The 24,574-nt window shown below is 67.2% G+C and carries 23 protein-coding genes; 9 read left to right on the forward strand and 14 right to left on the reverse strand.

Annotated features, from left to right (window positions below; genetic code table 11):
• Nucleotides 1–5: 5 nt before the first annotated feature.
• From ACFSGJ_RS03240 to ACFSGJ_RS03265, 6 genes are read right to left on the reverse strand one after another with little or no spacing between them, the layout of a single operon-like run.
• Entirely contained in the window at nt 6–1,136 is a 1,131-nt protein-coding gene (locus ACFSGJ_RS03240) for an ROK family protein (RefSeq protein WP_390259437.1), read from the reverse strand.
• Complete coding sequence (locus ACFSGJ_RS03245) at nt 1,136–2,176, reverse strand: ABC transporter ATP-binding protein (RefSeq protein ID WP_390259438.1); 1,041 nt, start codon at nt 2,174–2,176, stop codon at nt 1,136–1,138. The genes ACFSGJ_RS03240 and ACFSGJ_RS03245 overlap by 1 nt, the downstream gene beginning before the upstream one ends.
• A complete protein-coding gene (gene argH / locus ACFSGJ_RS03250; RefSeq protein WP_390259439.1) occupies nt 2,176–3,723 on the reverse strand; it encodes an argininosuccinate lyase in 1,548 nt (515 codons plus the stop codon). The genes ACFSGJ_RS03245 and argH overlap by 1 nt, the downstream gene beginning before the upstream one ends.
• Nucleotides 3,724–3,725: 2 nt before the next feature.
• A complete protein-coding gene (locus tag ACFSGJ_RS03255) occupies nt 3,726–4,580 on the reverse strand; it encodes a carbohydrate ABC transporter permease (protein ID WP_390259440.1) in 855 nt (284 codons plus the stop codon).
• Between the two features lies 1 nt (nt 4,581).
• Complete coding sequence (locus tag ACFSGJ_RS03260) at nt 4,582–5,541, reverse strand: carbohydrate ABC transporter permease (RefSeq protein WP_390259442.1); 960 nt, start codon at nt 5,539–5,541, stop codon at nt 4,582–4,584.
• A 17-nt stretch (nt 5,542–5,558) separates the two neighbouring features.
• Nucleotides 5,559–6,809: an extracellular solute-binding protein gene (locus tag ACFSGJ_RS03265; protein WP_390259444.1), complete on the reverse strand. Its 1,251-nt coding sequence runs from the start codon at nt 6,807–6,809 to the stop codon at nt 5,559–5,561.
• A gap of 207 nt (nt 6,810–7,016) precedes the next feature.
• Between ACFSGJ_RS03265 and ACFSGJ_RS03270 the strand changes: the two genes are divergently transcribed.
• The 7 genes from ACFSGJ_RS03270 to ACFSGJ_RS03300 all read left to right on the forward strand — a co-directional run bounded on the left by ACFSGJ_RS03270 (nt 7,017) and on the right by ACFSGJ_RS03300 (nt 15,697).
• Complete coding sequence (locus ACFSGJ_RS03270) at nt 7,017–8,276, forward strand: ROK family transcriptional regulator (protein ID WP_390259445.1); 1,260 nt, start codon at nt 7,017–7,019, stop codon at nt 8,274–8,276.
• A 56-nt stretch (nt 8,277–8,332) separates the two neighbouring features.
• The gene (locus ACFSGJ_RS03275; RefSeq protein ID WP_390259446.1) at nt 8,333–10,666 is read left to right on the forward strand and encodes a PIG-L family deacetylase; all 2,334 of its coding nucleotides are present in this window, start codon (nt 8,333–8,335) and stop codon (nt 10,664–10,666) included.
• Between the two features lie 15 nt (nt 10,667–10,681).
• Nucleotides 10,682–11,620: a DMT family transporter gene (locus ACFSGJ_RS03280; protein WP_390259448.1), complete on the forward strand. Its 939-nt coding sequence runs from the start codon at nt 10,682–10,684 to the stop codon at nt 11,618–11,620.
• A gap of 160 nt (nt 11,621–11,780) precedes the next feature.
• Nucleotides 11,781–12,455 carry a helix-turn-helix domain-containing protein gene (locus ACFSGJ_RS03285; RefSeq protein WP_390259620.1) on the forward strand — a complete coding sequence of 225 codons (675 nt, stop codon included), beginning with the start codon at nt 11,781–11,783 and terminating at the stop codon, nt 12,453–12,455.
• Entirely contained in the window at nt 12,452–14,050 is a 1,599-nt protein-coding gene (locus ACFSGJ_RS03290; protein ID WP_390259450.1) for an ABC transporter substrate-binding protein, read from the forward strand. Before ACFSGJ_RS03285 ends, ACFSGJ_RS03290 begins: the two co-directional genes overlap by 4 nt.
• A gap of 88 nt (nt 14,051–14,138) precedes the next feature.
• A complete protein-coding gene (locus ACFSGJ_RS03295; RefSeq protein ID WP_390259452.1) occupies nt 14,139–14,591 on the forward strand; it encodes a GAF domain-containing protein in 453 nt (150 codons plus the stop codon).
• Complete coding sequence (locus ACFSGJ_RS03300) at nt 14,591–15,697, forward strand: M24 family metallopeptidase (RefSeq protein ID WP_390259454.1); 1,107 nt, start codon at nt 14,591–14,593, stop codon at nt 15,695–15,697. The genes ACFSGJ_RS03295 and ACFSGJ_RS03300 overlap by 1 nt, the downstream gene beginning before the upstream one ends.
• Nucleotides 15,698–15,728: 31 nt before the next feature.
• On the opposite strand, the gene ACFSGJ_RS03305 is transcribed toward ACFSGJ_RS03300, so the two are convergent.
• From ACFSGJ_RS03305 to ACFSGJ_RS03330, 6 genes are all read right to left on the reverse strand, one after another.
• Nucleotides 15,729–16,433, reverse strand: coding sequence for a GntR family transcriptional regulator (locus ACFSGJ_RS03305; protein ID WP_390259456.1), 705 nt, complete (start codon nt 16,431–16,433; stop codon nt 15,729–15,731).
• 1 nt (nt 16,434) lies between these two features.
• Complete coding sequence (locus ACFSGJ_RS03310; RefSeq protein WP_390259458.1) at nt 16,435–17,220, reverse strand: ABC transporter permease; 786 nt, start codon at nt 17,218–17,220, stop codon at nt 16,435–16,437.
• Nucleotide 17,221: 1 nt separating this feature from the next.
• Nucleotides 17,222–18,061, reverse strand: coding sequence for an ABC transporter permease (locus ACFSGJ_RS03315; RefSeq protein ID WP_390259460.1), 840 nt, complete (start codon nt 18,059–18,061; stop codon nt 17,222–17,224).
• A complete protein-coding gene (locus tag ACFSGJ_RS03320; protein ID WP_390259462.1) occupies nt 18,058–19,113 on the reverse strand; it encodes an ABC transporter ATP-binding protein in 1,056 nt (351 codons plus the stop codon). The genes ACFSGJ_RS03315 and ACFSGJ_RS03320 overlap by 4 nt, the downstream gene beginning before the upstream one ends.
• Nucleotides 19,114–19,189: 76 nt before the next feature.
• On the reverse strand, nt 19,190–20,236 hold the full coding sequence (locus ACFSGJ_RS03325) for an ABC transporter substrate-binding protein (protein ID WP_390259464.1): 1,047 nt from the start codon (nt 20,234–20,236) through the stop codon (nt 19,190–19,192).
• Nucleotides 20,237–20,337: 101 nt separating this feature from the next.
• Nucleotides 20,338–21,312: an isopenicillin N synthase family dioxygenase gene (locus ACFSGJ_RS03330; RefSeq protein ID WP_390259466.1), complete on the reverse strand. Its 975-nt coding sequence runs from the start codon at nt 21,310–21,312 to the stop codon at nt 20,338–20,340.
• A gap of 204 nt (nt 21,313–21,516) precedes the next feature.
• Between ACFSGJ_RS03330 and ACFSGJ_RS03335 the strand changes: the two genes are divergently transcribed.
• On the forward strand, nt 21,517–22,476 hold the full coding sequence (locus tag ACFSGJ_RS03335; protein WP_390259468.1) for a nucleoside hydrolase: 960 nt from the start codon (nt 21,517–21,519) through the stop codon (nt 22,474–22,476).
• A gap of 54 nt (nt 22,477–22,530) precedes the next feature.
• Here the strand turns inward: ACFSGJ_RS03335 and ACFSGJ_RS03340 are convergent, their stop codons facing one another.
• Together ACFSGJ_RS03340 and ACFSGJ_RS03345 are read right to left on the reverse strand one after the other, a co-directional pair.
• The gene (locus ACFSGJ_RS03340) at nt 22,531–22,662 is read right to left on the reverse strand and encodes a hypothetical protein (RefSeq protein WP_390259470.1); all 132 of its coding nucleotides are present in this window, start codon (nt 22,660–22,662) and stop codon (nt 22,531–22,533) included.
• A 68-nt stretch (nt 22,663–22,730) separates the two neighbouring features.
• Nucleotides 22,731–23,750, reverse strand: a complete 1,020-nt coding sequence (locus tag ACFSGJ_RS03345) for a 1-aminocyclopropane-1-carboxylate deaminase (protein WP_390259472.1) — start codon at nt 23,748–23,750, stop codon at nt 22,731–22,733.
• 160 nt (nt 23,751–23,910) lie between these two features.
• Between ACFSGJ_RS03345 and ACFSGJ_RS03350 the strand changes: the two genes are divergently transcribed.
• The gene (locus tag ACFSGJ_RS03350) at nt 23,911–24,387 is read left to right on the forward strand and encodes an Lrp/AsnC family transcriptional regulator (protein ID WP_390259475.1); all 477 of its coding nucleotides are present in this window, start codon (nt 23,911–23,913) and stop codon (nt 24,385–24,387) included.
• Nucleotides 24,388–24,574: the final 187 nt, after the last annotated feature.

A 24,574-nucleotide genomic window follows, 5' to 3' on the forward strand; every position in this document is an offset into this window, starting at 1 on the left:
CTTCGTCACGGTTGGGGATGCGGCGCGAGGCTTTGGGCCAGCCGCTGGCGCGCCGACCAGACGGCGCCGACCGCGCCCGCGCGATTGCCAAGCGCGCTGATCCGGCAGTCGGGGGCGGGGGTCATGCAGCGGTCGAGATGGTGGCGCAGCGCCGACAAAAGCTCGGGCCGCGACCCGATGCTGCCGCCCAGCACGATGCGTTCCGGGTCGATCACCGCCGCGACCGACAGCACCGCCAGCGCCAAGAGCCGCGCGAGATCGTCGAGCACAGCGGCAAAGGCCGCATCCGCCGGCCTGGCAAAGGCCGCATCGGCCGGTGCGGCAAAGAGCGTCCGCAGCGTCTGGCCCGGCTGGCCGCCGCGCGCCTCGTAGGCGGCAAGCAGCGCGCGGGACGAAATCGCGCTTTCCAGCGCCCCGGTCGTCTGGACCGCTGCGTCGAACGGGTCGCCCCCCAGCGGCAGGGCGCTGATTTCGCCCGCCGCCCCGCGCGCGCCCCGCAACAGGCGGCCGTTCACGATCAGGCCCATGCCGACCCCGGTGCCAAGCGCGACGAAGGCCATGCTCTCGGCCCGGTGGCCCAGCCAGTATTCCCCCTGCGCCGCCATGTTCACGTCGTTTTCCAGCGCGACCGGCACCCCCAGCCGCTGCGCCAGCAGCGCGGGCAGGTCCAGCAGGTCCAGCCCCCGGATGTTCGGTATCCGGCTGAGCCGCGCGGTCACGGGATGCACCGCTGCCGGCACGCCCACCGCCCCGGCCCGCAGGCGCGCGGGGTCGATGCCCGCCTTGCGGATCAGGTCGGCGCATTGCCCCGCGATCTGGTCGATTACCGCCATGCCGCCTGCGGGGGCTGTGGGTTCCTTGACCTCGGCCAGCAGGCGGCCTGTGAGGTCGGTCAGCACCGATTGCGTCTTGGTCCCGCCCACGTCGCAACCGAACAGCAGCGCCGCCCCGGGGTCGAGCCTGCCCGTCCCCGCATCGAGCCAGCCCGCGCGGGTCAGCTCGCCCGTCAGTGCGGCACCGGGAAGGGGCGCATCGGCCCGCGTGAGCAGCCGCGCCAGTGCCGCCCGGGCGGGGGGCGACATCGCCTGTGGCGCAGGCACCGCCCGCGCGCGTTTCGGGTCATGCCAATTGCCCATCAGCGACGTCCGATCGCCTTTTCCGTCGCGGCGTCAAAGGTATAAAGCCGCCCCGCCGCCGCATGGGCCGAAATGGTGGTGCCGATCGCGGGGATGACCTGCGGCGGTGCGCTGCCGATGGCGGGCTGGCCGTTCATCTCGAAATGAACGAGCGTTTCCGGTCCCAGCGGTTCCACCGCCGTGACGACCCCGCTGGCGTGAAAGGCCGCGTCGGCGGGCGGGCTGTCCGCGACGACAAGGTCATGGGGGCGGATGCCGATGCACACCGGCCCGCCCGCAGCCGCCTGCAGCCGCCCGCCGCTTTCGCCGCCCTCGATCAGGTTCATCGAGGGGCTGCCGATGAAGCGCGCGGTGAACATGTCGGCGGGGTTTTCATAGATCTCCATCGGGGCACCGGCCTGCAGGATATGCCCGTCCTTCATCACCACGATCCGGTCGGCCATTGTCATCGCCTCGACCTGGTCATGGGTCACATAGGCGATGGTGGTGCCCAGCCGGCTATGGAGCCGCTTGATCTCGATCCGCATCTGGGCGCGCAACTGCGCGTCGAGGTTCGAGAGCGGTTCATCGAACAGGAACGCCGCCGGGTCGCGCACCATGGCCCGCCCCATCGCGACCCGCTGCCGCTGCCCGCCCGACAGTGCGGATGGCCGCCGGTCCAAAAGCGGGGTCAGCCCCAGCATCTGCGCCGCATCGGTCACGCGCGCGTCCTTTTCCGCCCGGGACAGGGGCGAGGTGTAGAGGCCAAAGGCGATGTTCTGGCGCACGGTCAGATGCGGATAGATGGCGTAGTTCTGGAACACCATCGCGATGTTGCGCCCTTTCGGGTCCACATCGTTCACCAGCCGGTCGCCGATCCGGATCTCGCCGCCCGTGACCTCTTCCAGCCCCGCGATCATCCGCAGGGTGGTCGATTTCCCGCAGCCCGAGGGGCCGACAAAGACGACGAATTCGCCATCCGCGATATCGAGGTCGATGCCGTGGATCACCTCGACATTGCCATAGGCCTTGACCAGATTCCGAAGCGTGATCGTCGCCATCAGGCTGCCTCCGCCAATGTCTTGAAACAGGTGTCGAGTTCCCGGGTCGCCTGCGCCTCCCGCTCCGCCTCGGTCTGGGCGCGGTCGGCAAAACCCGCAAGCGTCGCGCGGTAATCTGCAAGCGCCTCGGCCATCGGTTGGGGCGCGGGGCCACCGAAGCGGTCACGCACCGACACGAAATAGGCGGGCGAGACGATTTCGCGGAAATCGGCTTCGGTCATCGCGCTGTCCTGCCCGGTGGCCTCCGCAAAGGCCGCGCGGAAGGGCACGTAGCCGCCGGTTTCCAGATCGCTGCCGGCGGCCACCACCGCGCGGGCGACATGGGCCGCGATCTCATGCGCCTGACGGAAGGAAATGCCTTCGCGCCGGACCAGCGTGTCGGCAAGCTCGGTGATCGTGATGCAGGACCGGCGGGTGTTTTCCGCGACCCGCGCCGGGTCAACCCGCATCGCGCCCACGAAGCGCGCCAGCAGGTCGAGCACGCGGCCCGCACAGTCGAAGGTCTCATACCCCGCGCCCTGGCTTTCGCCCTCGCTGTCGTTCATGTCGGTGAAGGGGGTGTTGTGCATGATGTCGAGCATCCCGCGCGCCCGCGCCATGGTCTGGCTGGACAGGTGCCGCATGTGTTCGATGGGCACCGGGTTGCGTTTCTGCGGCATGATCGAGGAAATCTGCACAAGCGCGTTCGGCACATAAAGCTGCCCCACCTCGAACGCGGTCCAGAACTGGAAATCCTGGATCAGCCGCCCCAGATGCAGGAACATGAGTTCCAGCGCGGAATAGGTTGCGGTCGTGTAATCGACCGCCGCGATGCAGCTGTAGGAATTGCGTTGCGGCGCGGCGAAACCCAGAAGATGCGCCACCCGCGCCCGGTCGATGGAAAAGCCCGAGGTGGTGATCGCGGCCGCCCCCATGGAGGACAGGTTCGCGATGTCGCGCGCGGCTTCCAGCCGTTCGATGTCGCGGATCAGCACCTCGATTGCCGCCGAAAGATAATGGCCCAGCGTCGTCGGCTGCGCCGGCTGGCCATGGGTATAGGCCACGATCAGGGTGGCCTTTTCGCGGTCCGCAGTCTCGATCAGCGCGGCCAGCAGCGCGCGGGACCTTTCCAGCAGCCCGTCCAGCCGTTCCTTCAGCGACAGCTTGAACAGCGTGTGGTCGATATCGTTGCGCGACCGTGCGGTGTGAAGCCGCCCGCCCTCCTCGGGCCCGAGCCGGGCCTTGAGCTCCTTCTCGACAAGGAAAAAGTAATCCTCGACCTCGCCCGTATAGGTTAGCGTCTCGGGGTCGACCTCGGACGCGATGGCGATCAGGGCGCGGGCGATGCGGCCAGCCGCGGGGCGCGGCAGGATGCCGGTTTCCGCCAGCATCACCAGATGCGCGCGGTCGATCCGGTCAAAGCCCTTTGCGTGGTGCGTGCGTGCCCCGTCAAAAAGCGGGCGCAGCACGGTTTCCTTGTAGACGGGGTCGGGAAAGCGGCTGTCGTCGGAAAGGCGCGGATCGGTGAGGCGGGGATCAGCGGGGCGGGGGTCGGTAAGGTCGGCCATGGTCATCCTTTCAGCCCCGCCAGCATCACGCCGCGCACGATGTAGCGTTGCAGCGCCAGAAACACGATCAGCGTCGGGAGCGTGGCGAGCGAGGCGCCGGTCATGATCATTTCCCACTGGATCGACTGTTCGACCGCAAAGCTCGAAAGCCCGATGGGAAGGGTATAAAGTTCCTGGCTCGTGGTGACGATCAGCGGCCAGAAGAACGCCGTCCAGTTGCCGAGGAAGGTGAAGATCGCGAGTGCCGAGAGCGCGGGCGTGACCAGGGGCATCGCGACCCGCCACCAGATGGCGAACTCGTTCAGCCCGTCGATGCGCGCGGCCTCGAGGAAATCGTCGGGGATGGTCTCAAAGAACTGCTTCATCAGGAAGGCGCCGAAGGCCGTCATCATGCCCGGGAACATGATCCCCCAATAGGTGTCGAGCCAGCCGAACTGCGCCGACATCAGATACCAGGGGATCACCAGCATTTCCGTCGGGATCATCAGCGTCGACAGGATCGCGATAAAGACGAACTGCCGCCCCCGGAAGCGGAACTTGGCCAGCGTATAGCCGACGAGGCTGTCGAAAAAGAGGTTCGAGACCGTCACCGACAGCGCCACGATGGTCGAGTTGAAGAACCAGCGCAGGAAGCGCCCGTCCGACAGGACACGTTCGTAATTGGCCAGCGTCGGGTTCGCCGGGATCAGCCGCAGGTCATAGACCTGCCCCGCGGTCTTGAGCGAGGTGGAGAACATGAAGAGCAGCGGCGTGACCATGATCACCCCGCCGATGAACAGGATCGTCCAGATCGCGATCCGGCCGGGGCGGATGCGCGGCATGGCAAGGCCGGGTGCGGGGGCGGTGGTGTCGGCCATCTCAGCGCTCCCTCAGGACCCAGAGCTGGATCAGCGAGACACAGAGCAGGATGGTGAACAGCACCACCGTCTGCGCGGCCGCATAGCCCATCTGGTAGGATGAAAAGGCCGTCTGGTAGATCATCAGAACCAGCGGCTTGGTGGAATTGAGCGGCCCGCCCGGGTCGTTCGTGGTCATGTTGTAGACCTGATCGAAGATCCGCAGGAACCCGATCGAGGAAAAGACCACCAGAAAGACCGTCGTGGGCTTGAGCAGCGGCAATGTGATGCGCCGCAGGATCGCCCATTCGCCCAGCCCGTCGATCCGCGCGGCCTCGTAATATGTCGTGGGGATCGCCCGCAGCCCCGCCATGAAGATGATGATCTGGAACCCGAGCCCCGCCCAGATCGCCGTGACCATGATCGAGGGCAGCGCCCAGGTCGTCGAGTTCAGAAAGGCCATCTGCGGGATGCCGAACTGCGCCAGAAAGTCGTTGATGACCCCGATCGGCGCCGGCTGGTAGAACCAGCGCCAGACCCAGGCCATCGCCGCCGCCGTGGTGACGAAGGGCAGGAAGTAGAGCGCCCGGATCAGCGTGTGCCCGAACCGGATGCGGTCGAGGAAAAAGGCGATGGCAAAGGCCAGCACAAGGCTGATCGGCGTGCCGAGGATCAGATAGGTAAAGGTGTTGCGGAACACCTGCCAGAACATCGGGTCGCCCAGCATCCGGGAATAGTTTTCCAGCCCGATGAAGGCCGGGTCGGAAAGCAGGTCCCAGTCGGTCAGCGACAGCCAGAAGGCCTGAAAGGTGGGGTAGAACCGGATCACGCCATAAAAGAGCACCGGCAGCGCGAGGAACGACCAGACCCAGACAAGCTGGCGCTGCTGCATCGTCCAGCCGCGGCGCGGGCCCTTTCCGGGCCCGTTTCCGGTGGGGGAGGCGCGCCCGGCGCGCGCCCCCTCGGATGGTATGGCGGTCATGGTCCTGCCCCCGCCGGTCAGCGTGCGCGGTCCAGCATGGCCTGTTCGGCCTCTGCCGCGGCGGCGATCGAGTCTTCCGGCGATTGGCCCTGCATCAGGATGCGGTTCGCCATGTCGATCGTGTTCTGGCGCTGCGCCGCCTCATCGACGAAGATCGTCGTATGCGCGTATTCCAGCCCGCGCAGGAAGGGGCCGAAGACCGGGTCCTGCAGGTTTTCCTCGGTCAGGGCCGCGTCGCGGCGGGCGGGCAGTTCGCCCACCACGTCAAGCCAGATCGCCATCGCCTCTTCCGAGGTGATATAGGCGAGGAACTTTTCGGCCGCCTCCAGCCGCTCGCCCGTCGCGCCCGACCCGATCCCGTGGGCGAAGTAGCTGGCATAGTTCGACCGTACGCCTTCGGCATTCGCGGGCAGTTCGGTGACGCCCCATTCGAAATCCTCGATGGTGCGGAACGATCCCAGCCGGAAGGTGCCGTCGATGGTCATGCCCGCGCGCCCGGCGCGGAACGCCGCCTGACCCTCGTCCATGAAGCCGCGCACGCCGACGTTTTCCACCAGTTGCAGGTCGGTGTAGAACCGCAGCGCCTCGATCCCGGCCTCGGAGTTGTAGGTGACCTGGCTGTAATCCTCGTTATAGGGCTCGCCGCCGAACTGGCGGATCAGCACCTCGCGCCACCACTGGTGGTCCTGGCCCGCCATGTCGAGCGTCATGCCGACCGTGGTCAGGTTGCCCGCGCCATCGGTCTGGGCGATTGCCTTGCCGGCGGCGACCATCTCCTCCAGCGTGGTGGGGGGCGTCTCGGGGTCCAGCCCCGCCTGCTCAAAGAGGTTCTTGTTGTAGAAAAGCGCAAGCGACCGCACCGCCGTGGGCAGGCCGTAATAGTCGTCATTGCGCTTCATCGCGGTGACGATGGGGAAGAACTCCGCCTCGATCTCCTCATGCGGGAAGGTCTCCGCCGAGAGCGGCTGCAGCACGCGGCCGTTCACGAACTGGTCGGTCCAGCCGTAAAAGAGCTGGAGCACGTCCGGCCCCCGCCGCGCCATCGTCGCCGCGACCACGCGGGTCTGGTAATCGGCATAGGGGAACGTCACCTGCCGCACCGTGATGTCGGGGTTCTGTTCCTGGAACGCGGCGATCAGCTGGTCCATCGCCGTGACCCGGGTATCAAAGACATATTGCCAGTATTCGATTTCGACCGCCTGGGCGGCCGTCCCCGAAAACGAGCTTACACCGGCCAGAAGCCCGGCCAATAGCACTGACTTGCGCATCTTTACCTCCGTTGGCCTGACCTTTGGCGGCCAGTGTGTTCAGGTCTTCCCCATTCCTCCGCGCCCGGGGTTGGGCGGGTCCGTTCCTGCCGGACCTGAGAGAACAGAGTTCCGGCAAAAATCCCCCGAGTCAATAAAATAATTCACTTGAGTTATTCTAAGGGCGCGCCCAGACTGACCCGACCGCAAGGGACAGGGAAGAGACGCATGGCGGGGCCAGGACAGGACGGGCAGAGGATCGCGCTTGGCAAGAACCCGGGGCGCAGCCGCTCGCATAACCGGCGCGTCGTGCTCGATCTCGTGCGCAGCCGGGGTCATCTGGGGCGCAAGGCGCTGGCCGACCTGACGCAGCTGAGCACGCAGGCGGTGGCGAACATCATTGACGAGTTGCTGGCCGAGAACCTGCTGGTCGATCTGGGCCGCCGCCGGTCAGGGCGCGGTCAGCCGCCGATCCAGTTCGCGATCAACCCGGACGGCGCCATCACCATCGGGTTCGAGGTCGCCGTGTCGCGGCTGGTGACGACCGTGCTGGACCTTGGCGGCAATATCCGCGACTCGCGTTCGGCCCAGCTTGACGATGCCGCACCCGACATCCTGATCCCGCGGCTGGCGGCAGAGGTCGCGGCGATCCGCGACCGCTATCGCACGACACTGACGGGGGTGGGGGTGGTGATGCCCGGCCCGTTCGAGATCGAGGGGCTGTCGGGTGTGGGGCCGACGACCCTGCCGGGCTGGGCCGGTGTCGATGTGGCGGGCCGGCTGGGCGCGCTGATCGGGGTGCCGGTGGTGGTGGAAAACGACGCCAACGCCGCCGCCGTGGGCGAGACGCTGTTTGGCGCGGGCCAGCATCTGAACAGTTTCTGCGTGATCTATTTCGGGGCCGGTCTGGGCCTTGGCATCATCCATGAAAACCTGCCCCTGCGCGGGGCGTTCGGCAATGCCGGCGAGATCGGGCATATCGTCGTGGTGCCGCGCGGGCGGGCCTGCGCCTGCGGCCAGCGCGGCTGTCTGGAACGCTATGCCTCGCTTCATGCGCTGCACGAACGGCTGGGGCGCAGCACGGATTACGACGATCTGGCGCGGATGATGGGGGCGGGCGACCCCGCGTTGTCGGATTGGCTGGACGAGGCGGCGGATCATCTCGCGCCCATGATCGCGATGCTGGAAAACACGCTCGACCCGGAAACGGTCATTCTGGGCGGCGCGCTGCCCGACGGGATCATCGACGCGCTGATCGGGCGGCTGTCCTTGGGCACCTCGGTCGCGAACCGGCGCGACCGGGCGGTGCCGCGCGTGATCCGGGGGCGCACAGGGCAGATGACGGCGGCGCTGGGGGCGGCGGCGCTGCCCTTTTCCGAGGCGCTGACACCGCGACTCGATACCGGGCCGGGACCCGGCAGCGAAACGTCCGCAAGCGAAACGCCCGCCGATGACATGCCGGCCGCGACCGTCGCCGTGGCCAACTGAGACCTGCCCCGACCGCGACAGGCAGCGCCGCGGCACAAAGGCCAGAGGAGGACCCGATGAACCACACCATGACCGCACGGGACCGCATCGCCCGCCAGATGGAGGACCCGGCGCTGCTGCGCCTGCACCGGGCGCTGTCGCGCCTGAAATCGGTCGTGACGGTGATGAATACCGGCGCCCATCCCGATGACGAACAGAACGGGCTTCTGGCCTTTCTGCGGCTCGGGCTGGGGATGCGGGTGGTCGTCGCCTGCTCGACCCGGGGCGAGGGCGGGCAGAACATCCTTGGCCCCGAACGCGGCGCGGCGCTCGGCGTCCTGCGCACCCGAGAGATGGAGGCCGCCGCCGCCCGGATCGACGCGGATGTGGTCTGGCTGGGCTTTGGCCCCGGCGATCCGGTGCATGACTTCGGCTTTTCCAAGACGGGTGAGGGCACGCTTGCCCGCTGGGGCGAGGAGCGGCTGCTGGAACGCCTTGTGCGCGCCTATCGCAGCGAATGCCCCGATATCGTGATCCCGACCTTTCTGGACGTGCCGGGCCAGCACGGCCATCACCGCGCCATGACCCGCGCGGCGCGGCGGGCGATTGCGCTGGCGGCCGATCCTGCGGCCTTTCCCGATCATCTGGCCGAAGGCCTGCGGCCCTGGCAGGTGGCCAAGTTCTACCTGCCCGCTTGGTCGGGGGGCGGGGCGACCTATGACGATGAGCTGCCCCCGCCAAAGGCGACGCTGCGGGTTCAGGCCGCCGGACGTGACCCGGCAACCGGGGCGGCCTGGGATCACATCGGGGAATGGTCGCGCTATTACCACGCCTCGCAGGCGATGGGGCAGTGGCGCGATGTGCCGCGCGACGGCTGGGACCTGCATCTGGAGGGCGGCGCGCCGGAAGCCGCGATCACCGAAGACCTGCCCGCGAGCCTTGGCGATCTAGCGGCACTGCCGGGCGCGCCGCCCGCGCTTTCGGTGGCGGCGGATGCGATCGGGGCGGCCATCGCGGCCTTTCCGGCAGCCGACCGCATCCTGCCCGCCCTGCTGCAGGCCGACCGCGCCCTGCAAGAGGCCGAAGCCGACAGCGCATATCCCCATCGCCACCGCGTGACCCGCAAGCGCATCGAGGTTCAGGCGGCGCTGTTCGAGGCGGCGGGCGTCACGATCCGCGCCTGGCCCGAACCTGCGCTGCTGCCCGCGGGCGGGCAGGGGCGGATCGGATGGCATGTCGCGGGCGACCGGCCCGTGACGCTGCGCGCCGTCCTGCCGGATGGCGTCACCGGGGGCGAGGCGGGCCCCACCGGCCTGACCGTCACGGCCGCACCCGATGCGCCCTTCTCGCAACCCTTCATGCCCGGATGGGAGGCTAGGGGCGGCAATCACGGCACTTTCCTTTCGGCCGAGATGGTGCTGGAGGACCGGACGATCCGCCGCCGCGTCGATCTGGATGGGCCGTTGCAGATCGTCCCCGCCCGGACCCTGCAGGTAGAGCCCGACGCCTTTGTCCTGCGCCTGGCCGACCCGCCGGCGGCGCTCGATCTCCGGTTCCGGGGGCCGGTGCCGGACCTGACCCTGCCGCCGGGCGTGACGCTCGATGGCACGCGCCTGCATCTGACAGGGCCGACTGCGCCCGGGCTGCATGATCTTGCACCCCGGCTGGACGGGCGGCCCGCGATGCGGATGACGACCGCCGCCTATCCGCATGTCGGGCGGCTCGCCTATCTGGAACCGGCGGCGTTGCGCCTGCTGGCGCTGGATCTTGCGCTGCCGGATGCGCGGATCGGCTATGTCGGCGGCGGGGGCGATCGCGTGGGGCTGTGGCTGGGGCGGATGGGGCTCGACGTCACGGCGCTGGACGATCTGGCGGCGGATGCGGATCTGTCGCGGTTCGACACCATCGTCATCGGCATCGTGGCTTTCGGCACCCGGCCCGACCTGGCTGCGGCGGTTCCGGCCCTGCACCGCTTTGTGGAAGGGGGCGGGCATCTGGTGACGCTTTACCAGCGCCCCGATCAGGGCTGGGCCGCGGACAAGGTGCCGTCCCGGCGGCTGGTTGTGGGCACGCCCTCGCTCCGCTGGCGGGTGACGGACCCTGCGGCGCCTGTGACGGTTCTGGAACCGGATCACATGCTGCTGACCGGCCCGAACCGGATCGGCCCCGACGATTGGGCCGGCTGGGACAAGGAGAGGGGGATCTATTTCGCCGCCGACTGGGACAGCGCCTATACGCCGTTGCTGGCGGTCAGCGATGACGGCGAGGCGCCGCTGAAGGGGGCATTGATATCGGGCCGGATCGGAAAGGGGCGGCACACGCATGTGAGCCTCGTGCTGCACCATCAGCTTGACCGGCTGGTGCCGGGGGTGTTCCGGCTGCTCGCCAATCTGGTGCAGCCCGCCGGATGATGCCAGGGCCCCCTGATGCGTGCTGAGCCTGAAACCGCGCCGCCACCCGACCGCCCGCTGGCGGGGGTGCCCTGGCTGATCGCGGATATGGTGCTGGTCACCGCGATGACCGTTCTGGTCAAGATGCAGGGCGCCACCTATCCGGCGGTGCAGATGGTCTTTATCCGCGCGCTGATCGGGCTGCTGGCGATCCTGCCGCTGATCTGGCGGCGCAGGCGCGATTTCCTGACCATGCGGCAACCCTTGCGCAATGCGGGCCGGGTCGCCTGCAACGCGCTGGCGCTGACGATGAACTTTGCCGCCGTGACGGCCCTGCCGCTCGCGCTGGTGAACGCCATCGGCTTTACCCGGCCGGTCGTCTCGATGGTGCTGGCGGTGGCGATCCTGGGCGAGCGGATCGGCCGCATCCGCTGGATCGGGGGCGGCATCGCGTTTCTCGGCGTGCTGTTCCTCATCGCGCCCGAGGTCCGGACCCTGCCCCCCGGGGCGCTGATCTTCAATGTGGGGTTGCTTGCGGCCTTCGGCTCGGTCTTTTTCGGGTCGATGGCTGCGATCCAGACGCGGGCCTTGCGGGGCGAAAGCACGACGGTGATGATGGTCTTCTACACGCTGGGGCTGGTGGTGCTGACGGCGGGGCCGGCAATCTGGGTCTGGGCACCGGTGCGGCCTGGCGACTGGCCCGCGCTGCTGGCCATCGGGGTTCTGGCTCAGACGGCGCAGTATTTCTTTCTGCGCGCCTATCGCGGGACCGAGGCCGGGATGCTTGCGCCCTTCGGCTATCTCTCGATCCTGCTGGCGGGGGCTGCGGGCTGGGTGTTTTTCGATGAACGCCCGCATCCGGAAATGCTGATCGGGGCGGCCATCATCATAGCGGCGCTGCATCTGATCTGGCGGTCGGAACGGCGGCGCAGGGCCTCCGGAAGGGCGGGCGGGGCGACAGATAAAAATCTTTGACCGACAAAAACTTTTTTACTAGCGTCAGCCACGGGCCCGGTGACGCGGCCCCGAGTCCTGCCGCGAAACCCCTTCAAGGATGCCGATGCCCGAGCCGAGGTCAGCCCGATCCCACATCCCGGCCGACACCCCCACCGACGCAGCCGCGCCGGACCCTCAGGTGGGTGGGCCTCCGGCTGAACCTCAAGTTGGTGCGCCTCCGGCTGAACCTCTCGCTAGTGCGCCTGCGGCGCAACCACCGCAATTCGGGGGGCGCATCCGGGAACTGCGGCGCCGGGCGGGCATGACGCTGCAGGCGCTGGCCGATGAGGCCGGGATCTCGGTCGGGTTCCTCAGCCAGGTGGAACGGGACAAGGCGACGCCCTCGCTCGCGACGCTGGCGGGACTTGCGGGCGCGCTGGGGGTGGGCGTCAACTGGTTCATCGCGGCGCCCCGCGCGGCCGATGCGGTGACGCGCGCGGGCGAACGCACGCGGTTTTCCATCGCCGACAGCTCGCTTGGCTATGAACGGCTGGACACGCATCTGCCGGGTGGGACGCTTTCTTCGCTGATCGTGCATCTGCCGGTCGGCTATGCGTCCGAGGTCAGCCGCCACACCGGCGAAGAGATGATCTTTGTCCTCGAAGGCACGATCCGCCAGACGCTGGGCGAGGCGGTGATCCTGCTTGGCCCCGGCGATTCCTTTCACTTCATGGGCGATACGCCCCATTCCTTTGCCAATGCAGGCGAGGGTCCGGCCCGGCTCCTCTGGACCGGAACCTCCCCCCGCCTGATCGGCAGCCCCGACCAGAACGAGCGGGACAACCCGCTGACATCCCAACAGGAGAGGCCATGACATTCATCCGCACCACACTTGCCGCCAGCCTGCTGGCGCTGGCCACCACGCCCGCGCTTTCGCCCGCCTGGGCGGCCACGCCCGACACCGCGCTGGTGATCGCGCAGAACATCGACGACATCGTGACCATCGACCCGGCCAGCGCCTATGAATTCAGCTCGGGCGAATATGTCACCAACGTCTATGACCAGCTTGTGCAATATGACGCGGTCGATACGGAAACGCTCGCCCCCGGCCTTGCGACCGAGTGGGAGATCGACGCCGAAAACCGCACCATCACCTTTACCCTGCGCGAGGGCGTGACCTTTCATTCCGGCAACCCCTTGCGGGCCGAGGATGTCGTGGGCAGCTGGCGCCGGGTGATCGTGCTTGACCGCGCGCCGGCCTTCATCCTGGGGAACCTGGGCTGGACGGCCGAGAATTTCGACGAGATGGTGACGGGTGACGGCAACACCGTGACGATCCGCTGGGCGGGCGATTTCGCGCCCTCCTTCGTGTTGAACGTCCTTGCCTCGCGGCCCGGCTCGGTCGTGGACATGGAAACCGTCATGGCGCATGAGGTCGACGGCGACATGGGCCATGCCTGGCTGAACGAGAACAGCGCGGGCACTGGCCCCTTCCGGCTGCGCACCTTCCGCCCCGGCGAGGTGCTGATGCTCGATGCGAACCCCGATTATTTCGGCGGTGCCCCCGCGATGGAACAGATCCTGATCCGCCATGTGGCCGAGGCGGCGACGCAGCGGTTGCTGCTCGAATCCGGCGATGTGGACATGGCCAAGAACCTGACACCCGATCAGGTCGCGGGTCTGGGCGGCACCGACGGCATCAAGGTCGAAACCTTCCCGCAGGCCGCCGTGCACTGGATTTCCTTCAACCAGAAGACCGAGGCGCTGACCAACCCCGCCCTGTGGGAGGCCGCGCGCTATCTGGTCGATTATGAAGGCATGGCCGACAGCTTTCTTCAGGGGCAGATGCAGGTGCATCAGGCCTTCTGGCCGGCGGGCTTTCCGGGGGCCGTGACGGACACGCCCTTCAGCTATGATCCCGAGCGCGCGCGCCAGATCCTGGAGGAAGGCGGGGTCGACCTGCCGATCACAGTCACGCTCGACGTGATCAACGCAAACCCGTTCGACGACATGGCGCAGTCGCTGCAACAGACTTTCTCGCAGGCGGGGATCAACTTTGAAATCCTGCCGGGCACCGGCGCGCAGGTCATCACCAAATACCGTGCGCGGACCCATCAGGCGATGCTGCTTTACTGGGGCCCGGACTTCATGGACCCCCATTCCAACGCCAAGGCCTTTGCCTATAACGCCGACAACTCGGACGAGGCCTATGTCTCGACCACCACATGGCGCAACGCCTGGATGCCGCCCGAGGAGATCAACGAGCTCACCATGGCGGCGCTGGCGGAACAGGATGCCGACCGCCGGCTGGAGATGTATGAGGAACTGCAGCGCGAAATGCAGCAGGAGGCCCCCTTTGTCATCATGTTCCAGGCGGTGAAGCAGGTCGCGATGGCGGAACGTGTGACGGGCTTCGTCAACGGCTCAAATTCCGACTTCGTCTATTACCGGCTGGTCGAAAAGATCTGACATGACCTGCGGGGGCGGCGCTGCGGCCCCCGCATCCTGATCGGACCGCGGCCAGTTTCGGTCCCAAGCCAAGCAAAGAAGACCCCACATGACCACCCCCGATGCGGTATTCGCCGCACTTCACGACGCCGCGCGACAGGATTGCGGCGCCCGGCTTTTCACCGTTACCGTCCTGAACCGCGCGGCGGGGCTGGTGCGGCGGGCCTATACCTCTCACCCCGTGGATTACCCGACATCGGGCACCAAGCCGATGCGTGACGACCCCTGGTCCGACCGGGTGATCGGCGAGGGGCGCAGCTTTGTCGCCAACACGACGCCCGAATTCGCGATCTATTTCGCCGATCACGCGCTGATCAACAGCCTTGGCTGTGAGGCCGCGATGAACATCCCCGTCGCCGATGACGCAGGGATGGTCGTGGGCACGGTCAACATTCTGGATGCCGAGGGGCATTTCACCCCCGAGCGTGTCGCCCGGCTGGAAGGTCTGGTCGCGGCGCATCGCGCGCAACTTGTCGCCGCAATGAAAAAGGTCCCCCTGTGATGACACCTGCCTTTACCGGAACGGATGTGGCGGCGCGGCTCGACCGGCTGCGGGCGCGGATGGCGCAGACCGGAACGGATCTGCTGGCGCTGGCGCCGGGCGCGCATATGCGCTGGCTTCTGGGGTTCGCGCCGCACCCCGACGAACGGCTGTGCCTGCTTTTGGTCGGGCGGCAGACGGCGGGCTTCGTGATGCCCGCGCTCAACGCGACCGATGCGCGGCAGCACAGCGACCTTGCCTTTTGGGAATGGGCCGATGCGGAAGGCCCGGATCAGGCGCTGGCGGCGGCGCTGGGGGCGATCGCACCCGCGCCCGCGCGCCTTGCGCTGGATGAAACGATGCGGGCGGACCACACGCTCTTGCTGCTCGATGCGCTGCCCGATGCGGCGCGGGTGCTGGCGGCGGGCGATATCGGGATGCTGCGGCAGATCAAGGACGCGACCGAACTGGACGCGCTGGCAGAAAACGCCCGCATCGCGGATCAGGCGCAGGCGGCGGTCCGGGCGGCACTGCGCCCCGGCGTGACCGAGGCCGAGATCGCGCAGGTCGCCCGCGATGCCTTTGCCGCGCAGGGCGCGCGCTGCGAATTCGCGATCATCGCCTTTGGCCCCAACAGCGCCTTTCCCCATCACAGCAGCGGCCAGCGCCGGCTGGACCATGGCGACGCGGTGCTGATCGACATCGGCGGGCGGAAGGGCACGCATGTGTCGGACATCACGCGGATGGCTGCCTTCGGCGCAGCGCCCGAGGGCTATGGCGCTGTTCATGCGGTGGTGGATGCGGCGGTGGCCGCCGCGCTGGCGGCGATCCGGCCCGGCGTGCCCGCGCATGTGGTGGACGATGCGGCGCGGGGCGTGATCACCGATGCGGGCTATGGCGCGTTCTTTACCCATCGCACCGGGCATGGTCTGGGCACCGAGGTGCATGAACCGCCCTACATGACCTCGGCCAATCAGGCGCTGCTTGAGGAAGGGATGGTCTTTACCGTCGAGCCGGGGATCTACCTGCCCGGCCGGTTCGGCATCCGGCTGGAAGAGGTCGCGGTCGTCACCGCCGACGGCGCGCGCATCCTGTCGGGCCTGTCGCGCGATCTGGTCGTGGTCTGAAACTGATCGGGGCAGACACGCCGGGGCCGGATCAGCCGGCCACGCCGCTTTCCGCCCCGTCTTCGGCCGCTGCCGCCTCCAGCGCTGCGCGGCTCAGCGCCCAGGCGTCGCGCAGCAGGCGTTCCGTCACGGTGGCGGCGGTGGCCGTGTCGCCCCGGGCGATGGCCTCGATCATGGCACCGTTGCCCTCGACCATGCGCGTCAGGATCGCCGGCGCGGACCGATAGGCCCGGAACCGATAACGCAGCGCCGATTTGTTGAGCTGGTCGAGCAGCTTGACCAGAACCGGATTGCCGCAGGCCCCGTGCAGGATGTCGGTCATGCGCACATTGGCCTCAAAGCCCGCGCGGCTGTCGCCCCGGTCGGCCGCGCGCTGCATCGCCACCAGTTCCGACCGCAACCGGCGCACGGCCTGCTGCCGGTCGTCCCGCGCGGCCAGCAGGGCCGCCGCCGTCGCCTCGAGCGGTACGCGGCAGGTGGTGATGTCGTCGAGCATCGTCAGCGAGAGGCTGGTCACGCGCGCGCCCAGCCTTGGCCGGCGTTCCACCAGACCGCGTCCTTCAAGGATCTGGAACGCCTCGCGCAGGGGAGAGCGGGACACGCCGTAGCGGGCCGAAAGCTCTTCCTCGCGCAGCTTGGCGCCGGGGGGGAATTCCTCGCGGATGATGGCGGCTTCCAGCCGGTCGGCAACCTCGGCGCCGATGGGCTTGAGCGTCAGGCGATCGTCGGACGTCATGTCAGGCGGCGCGGCCCCGGCCAAAGAGACGGTCCACCAGAACGACGGCCACCAGCGTGAAAAGGATCGAAACGGTGGACACGGCGGCGGCCTCCGGGGTGAAGTTGAAGCGCAGGTAATCATAGAGCTGGATCGGCAGCGGCGCCGATCCGGTGCCTTTAAGGATGAAGGAAATCCCGAAAGTGTCAAAGGATATGATGAAGGCAAAGACCCCGCCCGTCGCAAGCCCCGGCGCGATCAGGGGCAGCGTGATCCGGCGGAACGCGGTGTAGCGCGACGCCCCCAGACTACGCGCGGCCAGTTCGCAGGCATCGTCCCGCCCCTGAAGCGAGGTCACGACGTTGAGGAAGACGAAGGGCAGCGTCATCAGCACATGCCCGGTATAAAGCGCGATGCGGTGGCTGGTGCCGATCTCGATTTCGTAAAAGAAGAACAAAAGCGCGATGGCCGTCAGGATCTCGGGCAGGATCAGGGGCAGCAACAGCGCGATCCGCACCGTCTCGGCGTGGCGGGCGGAAAAGCGCACGTAGTAGAGCGCGGCCATCGTGCCGATCACCAGACTGGCGGCGGTTGCGGCGGCGGCGAGCGTCGCCGAATAGACGATCGCGTTCAGAAAGACGTCGTTCTGCAGGAAGGTCCAGAACCACCGCAGGCTGAGTCCCTGCGGCGGAAAGGTCAGAAAGTTGCCCGCGTTGAACGAGGCAAGGACGACCACGACGATGGGGGCCAGCAGAAAGGCGTAGACCAGCGCGCAGAAGATCGAAAGGAGGGGAGAGGCCGCGCGCATGTCAGGTCCACTTCATCCGGGTCAGCAGGGCAAAGGCGAGCACGATCAGCCCAGCCGCGGCGGCAAGCGTCAGCGCCATGGCAGACCCGAAAGGCCACATGAACTGGTCGATCAGCGCATCCACCACAAGGATCGAGGTCGTCTTGACCCGCATCCCGCCCACCAGCGCCGGCGTCACATAGGACGAAATCGCCAGCACGAAGACCAGGATCGCGCCCGACTGGATGCCCGGCATCGACATCGGCAGCGTGATGCGCCGAAAGATGGTGAAGCGCCGCGCGCCCAGCGACCGCGCCGCCTGCGGGACCGATGGGTCGATGGATTGCAGTGCCGCCAGCAGCGGCAGGATCATGAAGGGCAGGAACACATGCGCCAGCGCCAGGATCACGCCGAAATTGTTATACATCAGCGGCAGCGGCCGGTCGATCAGGCCCAGGTTGCGCAACGTCGTGTTGATGACCCCGGCATTGCCCAGAAGGATCGTCCAGCCATAGCTGCGCACCACGATCCCCACCAGCAGCGGCGACAGCACGATACCGTATAAAAGCCCGCGCCAGCGCCGCGATGCCCCCGCGATATGCAGCGCGACCGGATAGGCGAGCAAGAGGCACACCGCCGTCGTCACCAGCCCCAGCCACAGCGTCTGCGGCAGGGACGAGGCGTAATAGCTTTCCGAGAGGAACTTGGCATAGTTGCCGGTCGTGAACCCCTCGCCATAGGGCGTGCCGGTGCCGGGGCTGCGAAAGCTCATGACGAGGACCATGACATAGGGCAGCATCACGAAGAAAAAGAGCAGCCCCGCCGCCGGGGCGATCAGCAGAAAGCGCCGCCAATGGGTCATGCCGGCCCCCCGGGGATCGGCCAGAGCCGCGAAGGGTCAAAGGCGATGCCCACCGTCTCGCCCTCCTGCGCGCGGACCGATGTGGGGGTCTGCACGGTCAGGGGCCCCGCCTCGGTCGAAACGCGGTATTCCACATGGCCGCCGTTGAAATAGCGCCCCGTGACGGCGCCGGTCAGGTCGGCCGCATCGGGCGGCACAAGGCGCAACTGTTCGGGCCGCGCCATCACCCGGACGGATGCGGCGCGCGGCGGCGCGCCCGGCAGCGACAGCATCCGCCCCGAGGGCAGGCGCAGCGAGAACCGGTCTGCGTCGCGCCCCTCGACCGGCAGGTCGAGGATGTTCGCGTTGCCGACAAAGCGCGCGACCCGTTCCGAGGCGGGGCGGTCATAGATCTCTTCGGGCGGGGCGGCCTGCGCGATGTCGCCGTCGAACATCACCACCACTCGGTCGGACATGGTCATCGCCTCGCCCTGATCGTGGGTCACATAGATCGTGGTGATACCGACCCGTTTCTGCAGGTCGCGGATGAAGGTCCGCATCTCGTCGCGCAGCTTGGCATCCAGATTGGCAAGCGGTTCGTCCAGAAGCAGGATTGCGGGCTCGATCACCAGCGCGCGCCCCAGCGCCACCCGCTGTTGCTGCCCGCCGGACAGCGCCCGGGGATAGCGCCCGGCATAGGGGCCAAGCTGCACCATATCCAGCGCGCGGGCCACGCGGTCGCGGATCTCGGCCCGGGGGACGCGGCGCATTTCCAACCCGAAGGCGAGGTTCTGTTCCACCGTCATATGCGGAAAGAGCGCATAGGACTGGAACACCATGCCGATGTCGCGGTCTTCCGGCAGCTTGCGGGAGATGTCGCGATTGTCGAACAGGATGCGCCCGTCCGAGATATCCTCGAACCCCGCGATACATTTGAGCGTCGTGGACTTGCCGCAGCCCGAGGGCCCGAGCAGCGAGACGAACTCGCCATGCCCGACCCGGAGCGAGACGCCCTTGAGCGCCTGCACCGTGCCATAGGATTTCACGAGCGAGAGAAGCGAGACTTCGGTCATTTCAAAAGGTCCGGGCCGCAGGGCAAGGGCCCCGCCCGCAGGAACCGCGGACGGGGCAGGAGGGAAAAGGGGGCGGTCAGGCGCCGAAGATCTCGTTCCAGCGGCGGGCGATTTCCTCGGCATTCGCGTTCATGAAATCCCAGTCCCAGTCGATGAACTGCGACATTGCCTCGCCCGAGACGGGGACGTCGCGCGCCAGATCCTCGGGCACCACCACGTTGCGGTTCACCGGCGAGACAAAGAATTCCCGCATCAGCAGATCCTGCCCGACCGGCCCCAGCACGAAGTCGAGGTATTTGTAGGCATCCTCGCGCGCGCCGGCGTTATTGGCGATGTTGAAGGTCTGGTCCCACATCATCAGCCCCTCGGCAGGGATGACGCAATCGACCGGCAGGCCCTGGTTGCGCAGGCGCGCGATCTCGCCGAAGTCGAACGGGGCGACGGCAATCTCGCCGGTGGCGAGCGCCGTGCTCATGTTGAAATCGGTCTGGTAGACGGGGCCAAGCTCGCGCAGTTTTGCAAAACCCGTATCGATATCCTGCAACCCCGACCCATAGATCTGCGAGGTCAGCATCAGGAACATCTTTCCGGCCGAGTTGGCGATGTTGTAAAGGCCGAGCCGCCCCATCAGCTCCGGATTGTCCCAAAGCTCGGTCCAGGACGTGGGCGGCGTCGCGATCATGTCGGTGCGATAGCCGATCCCGATGGGCGAGATCAGCCCGACCGCGCCCCAGCCATCGGCCGCCCGCGTCGCCACCGGGTAAAGATCGGCGTAGTTCGGCACCAGCGACAGGTCCAGCTTTTCGAAATAGCCCTCGGCCCGCAGGGCGCCGGCAAAGATCTCGTTCGTCATCACGCAGTCATAGGGCGGGTTGTCCACCCCGGCCGCGCGGATATTGGTCGCATAGACCCGCCCCAGCCCCACGTCGAGCTGGGGCGTGACGCCGGTTTCCTGCGTGAAGGCGGGCAGCATCAGTTCCCGCCAGAACTTTTCCCAGGACCCGCCATAGGTGGTCACGATCAGCTGCCGGGTGGCGGCCTGCACCGCCGGAATACCCAAGGCCGAAACACCGCCAAGCGCGGCCAGTGCCTTGATGAGATGCCGTCTGTTCAATTCGGTCATTCGTTTCAATTCCCTGTTGGTGCCGTCCGGTGCCCGGAATTGTCGTGGGGGGCCCGTGTCAGGACATGATCATTGCCTTTTCAATTTCCGGCGTCCGGCGATCAGGACGCCTTTTTGCGGTAGTCGTAGTTCTTGTTGAGCCGTTCGAGAAGGTAATCGCCGTAGAGCACCGGCTCCATTTCGGCCTTTTCCCCTTTCGCGAGCATCTCGGGCGGGCATTCCACCAGCGCCCGCATCGAAGGGTCGTAAAAGAACGGCTGCGAATAGCGGTCGCGGCGCGTCAGGTTGCGCACCCGGTGCGGGGTCGACACAAAGCGCCCGTTCGACCATTTCGCGAGGATGTCGCCCACGTTCATCACGAACGTGCCTTCGATCGGCGGGGCGGCGATCCAGTCGCCGGCCTTGTTGCGCACCTCGAGCCCGCCGACATTGTCCTGCTTGAGCAGCGTGATGAAGCCGTAATCGGTATGCGGGGCCGAGCCGAAAAGCTCTTCTTCATCGGGCTGTTCGGGGTAGTGCAGCAGCCGCAGGAACAGCGTCGGGTCCTGGAAATGGTCGTCGAACCAGCCGCGCGGCAGGCCGAGCGCCTCTGCGAGGCCGCCCGCGATCCGCTGCCCGAGCGCGGTCATCGCCGCCATGTAGGCCAGCGCCGTCTCGCGCAATTCGGGCAGGCTTTCGGGGAACTGGTTCGGACCCTGCAGCGGCTCGCCGGCATAAGGGGCGTCCTCGGGGACCTCATGCATGATCATCAGGCTTTCGGACCGGTTCGGCTTCGTCACCTTGGCGACCGAGGATGTCACGATGGTCGAACTGGACATGGGCATGTAGCCGCGATGAAAGCCGTTGATCTTCAGCGCCATCTTTTCGTCCATCGGCAGCGCGTGGAACGCCATGTTCATCTGCCGCATCCGTTCCACCAGATCCTCGGGCACGCCATGCCCGGCAAGATAGGCGAAGCCCGAGGTTTCGAGCGCGCTTTTCAGCGCGGCGACAGTTTCGGCACGGGCCTCTGCCGATGCCTCTTCCTTCAGTCCCGACAGGTCAACCACGGGGATATTGTCGAATTCGCCTTTCATGACGCCCTCCAATTTCACATACTGTATACGAAATTGAAGCCCGTCTTTCGCGCAACTGCGCAGTTGCGGTGGCGCAAAAAGATGTGCGGGCGGCGCAGCTTTGCCCGGAACTTGATCGGAAATCGACCGCTCTGCCCGCCTAATGAACGACCGGATGAACCGCAGGCCCAACGCGAGGATGCCATGACCAACGGACAGGACCCCATGAAACGATTGCCTGTCATCATCGACACCGATCCGGGGCAGGACGATGCCTTTGCGATTCTCCTGGCGCTGGCGGCGCCACAGCTTGATGTGCTGGCGCTCACGACGGTGGCGGGCAACATGGGGCTGGCGCAGACGACCGACAACGCGCGCCGCATCGTCGAGCTTGCGGGCCGGCCCGATCTGCCGGTCCATGCGGGCTGCGACCGGCCGATCCTGCGCGACCCGCGCCCGGTGCCGGAAATCCACGGCGAGACCGGGATCGACGGCTGGGACTGGGCGCCCGCACGGCATCCGCCCCGGCCCGAACATGCGGTGGACTTCCTTGTGCGCACCCTTTCGGCTGCCCCCGAGCCGGTGACGATCATTGCGCTGGGGCCGCAGACGAACATCGCCATGGCCCTGCGCCGTGCGCCCGCCATCCGGGACCGGATCGCGCGGATCGTCTTCATGGGCGGCGGGTATTTCGAGGGTGGCAACATGACGCCGGCCGCCGAATACAACATCCTCGTCGATCCCGAGGCGGCACGGATCGTCCTCCGCTCGGGCGTCCCGGTGACGGCCGTGCCGCTCGACTGCACCCATGCGACACCGGCACCCGTCGGCTGGTCGGAAACGCTGCGGGCCCGAGGTGGCGTGGTGGGCGGGGTGGTGATGGCGGCCTGCGCCGGGATGATGGAGTTCTTCGAGATCTACGGAAACCGCAAATACGGCACCCGGTCGCGTCCGCTGCATGACGCGGTGGCAGTGGCGGCACTGCTTTGGCCCGACCTCTTTACGGGGCGGCTCTGCCCGGTCGATGTGGAATGCGCGGGCGAGCTGACCACCGGCATGACCGTGGTGGACTGGCTGCGCCAGACCGGCGCGGTGGACAATTGTCTGTGGCTGAACGGCTGCCATGATCCCGACGCGGTTTATGACCGGATGGCGGACCTGCTGGCCGGGCTGCCGCGCCTGTAGGTGCGCCCTCTTGCCCGGGCCGCGCGGGCCCGGGACAGGGGTATCGGCATCGGCCTAGGGGCTTCCCGTCCCGTCCCGCTCCTCCGGTTTGCCCCCGGGCGCCGCCAGCATCCCCGACAGCGCCCGAAGCTGGGCGGCGGCAGCCTTGGCCGCGCTGTCCCCCAGTGCATGATAAAGGCGCAGCACCTCTTGCCCCGCGGGGGTCAGCGTGGCGCCCCCGCCGCCCCGCGCACAAGTCCTCTCGGCCGTCCCCCTCAGCCATCCTTGTAATAGGCGGCATAGCCGTTCAGCGCCGGCGCCCCGCCCAGATGGGCATAAAGGATGCGAGAGCCTTCGGGGAAGAAGCCCTTTTTCACAAGGTCGATCATCCCCTGCATCGACTTGCCCTCATAGACGGGGTCGGTGATCATCGCCTCGGTGCGGGCGGCAAGGCGGATCGCCTCGTTCGTTTCCTCGGACGGGACGCCATAGGCGGGATAGGCATAATCGGGGTTGATGATGATCTCATCCTCGCGCACGGCGCGGCCCAGCCCGACCAGATCCGCGGTGTTGTCGACGATGCCGCGCACCTGCGCCCGGGTCTGTTCCAGCGTCCCCGAGGCGTCGATGCCGATCACCCGGTCCGCCCGGTCCTGCGCCGCAAAGCCCACGATCATGCCCCCCTGCGTCGATCCGGTGACGACGCAGACGATGATATAGTCGAACCGGTAGCCAAGCACCTTTTCCTGTTCGGCGACCTCTTCGGCAAAGCCCACATAGCCGAGCGCGCCGAATTTGTGCACCGAGGCCCCCGCCGGGATCGCATAGGGCTTGCCGCCCGCGTCCCTGACGGACTGGATCGCGTCCTCCCAGCTTTTGCGGATGCCGATATCGAACCCGTCATCGACCAGCCGGCTGTCCGCGCCCATCAGCCGCGTCATCATGATGTTGCCGACCCGGTCATAGACGGCGTCGTGATGCGGCACCCATTTTTCCTGGATCACCACGCATTTCATGCCCAGCTTGGCGGCGGTCGCGGCGACCATGCGCGTGTGGTTCGACTGCACGCCCCCGATAGAGACCAGCGTATCCGCGCCCGAGGCGATGGCGTCGGGCACGATATATTCCAGCTTGCGAAGCTTGTTCCCGCCCATGGCAAGGCCGGAATTGCAATCCTCACGCTTGGCGTGGATTTCGACCTTGCCGCCAAGCGCTTCGGTCAGGCGGGGCAGGAACTCGATCGGGGTCGGCCCGAAGGTGAGGGGGTAACGCTCGAACTTGGCGAGAAGGGACATGGGGACGCTCCGGCAGGAAGGAATATCGGGGCGGACCCTAGCGCAAGCTGTGTGAAAGGTGCTTTCGAAATCGTTGACCTTGCGTTATCCCCGGCGGCATCAACACGCCAGAAGATGTCTATCCGTCCCGAATTTACCGCAATAACCGAAAGAAGCTTTCATGACCGAGCCCGACGCGCCCCTGCTTGACCGAATCGACCTGGAGATCCTGCGGCAGTTGCAGGCCGATGGCCGGCTCAGCAATGCGGAACTGGCCGAGCGCGTGCATGTCAGCCCCGCCACCTGCCATCGTCGCACGCAGCGGCTGCTGCGCGAGGGGCATGTGACGGCGGTGCAGGCACGGGTAAACCCGGCCTCGGTGGGCCTTGGCGCGCTGGTGATGGTGGGGGTGGTGCTGGACCGCTCGACGCCCGAGAGCTTTGCCGCCTTCGAGGGTGCCGCGCGCACCATGCCCGAGGTGCTGGAATGTCAGCTTGTCGCCGGGGATTTCGACTATCTGCTGAAAATCCGCGTCCGCGACATGGGCGATTTCAATGCGCTGCACGGGCAGGCGCTGATCGCCCTGCCGGGGGTGCGGCAGATCCGGACCTTCTTTGTGATAAAAGAGGTCAAGGAGGCCGCCGCCCTCCCGTTCTGAGCCTTGCCTTTCCGGCGGGCCGCCCGCGTGCCACTGACTGAGGTCCCCAAAATACGGCCTGCGGCCCGGCGCGGTGGCCGATCTGGTCGCGCTGGAGGACTGCATCGAGACGCGGGCGGTCAACCCCGCCTCTGCCCCCGGCGCGGCGCATCAGCTGGTGGCGGAATTCGCGCCGCCCTCAGACTGA

Origin of the sequence: Halodurantibacterium flavum, from assembly GCF_042681825.1 — a bacterium.
GTDB classification, from domain to species: Bacteria; Pseudomonadota; Alphaproteobacteria; order Rhodobacterales; family Rhodobacteraceae; genus Halodurantibacterium; species Halodurantibacterium flavum.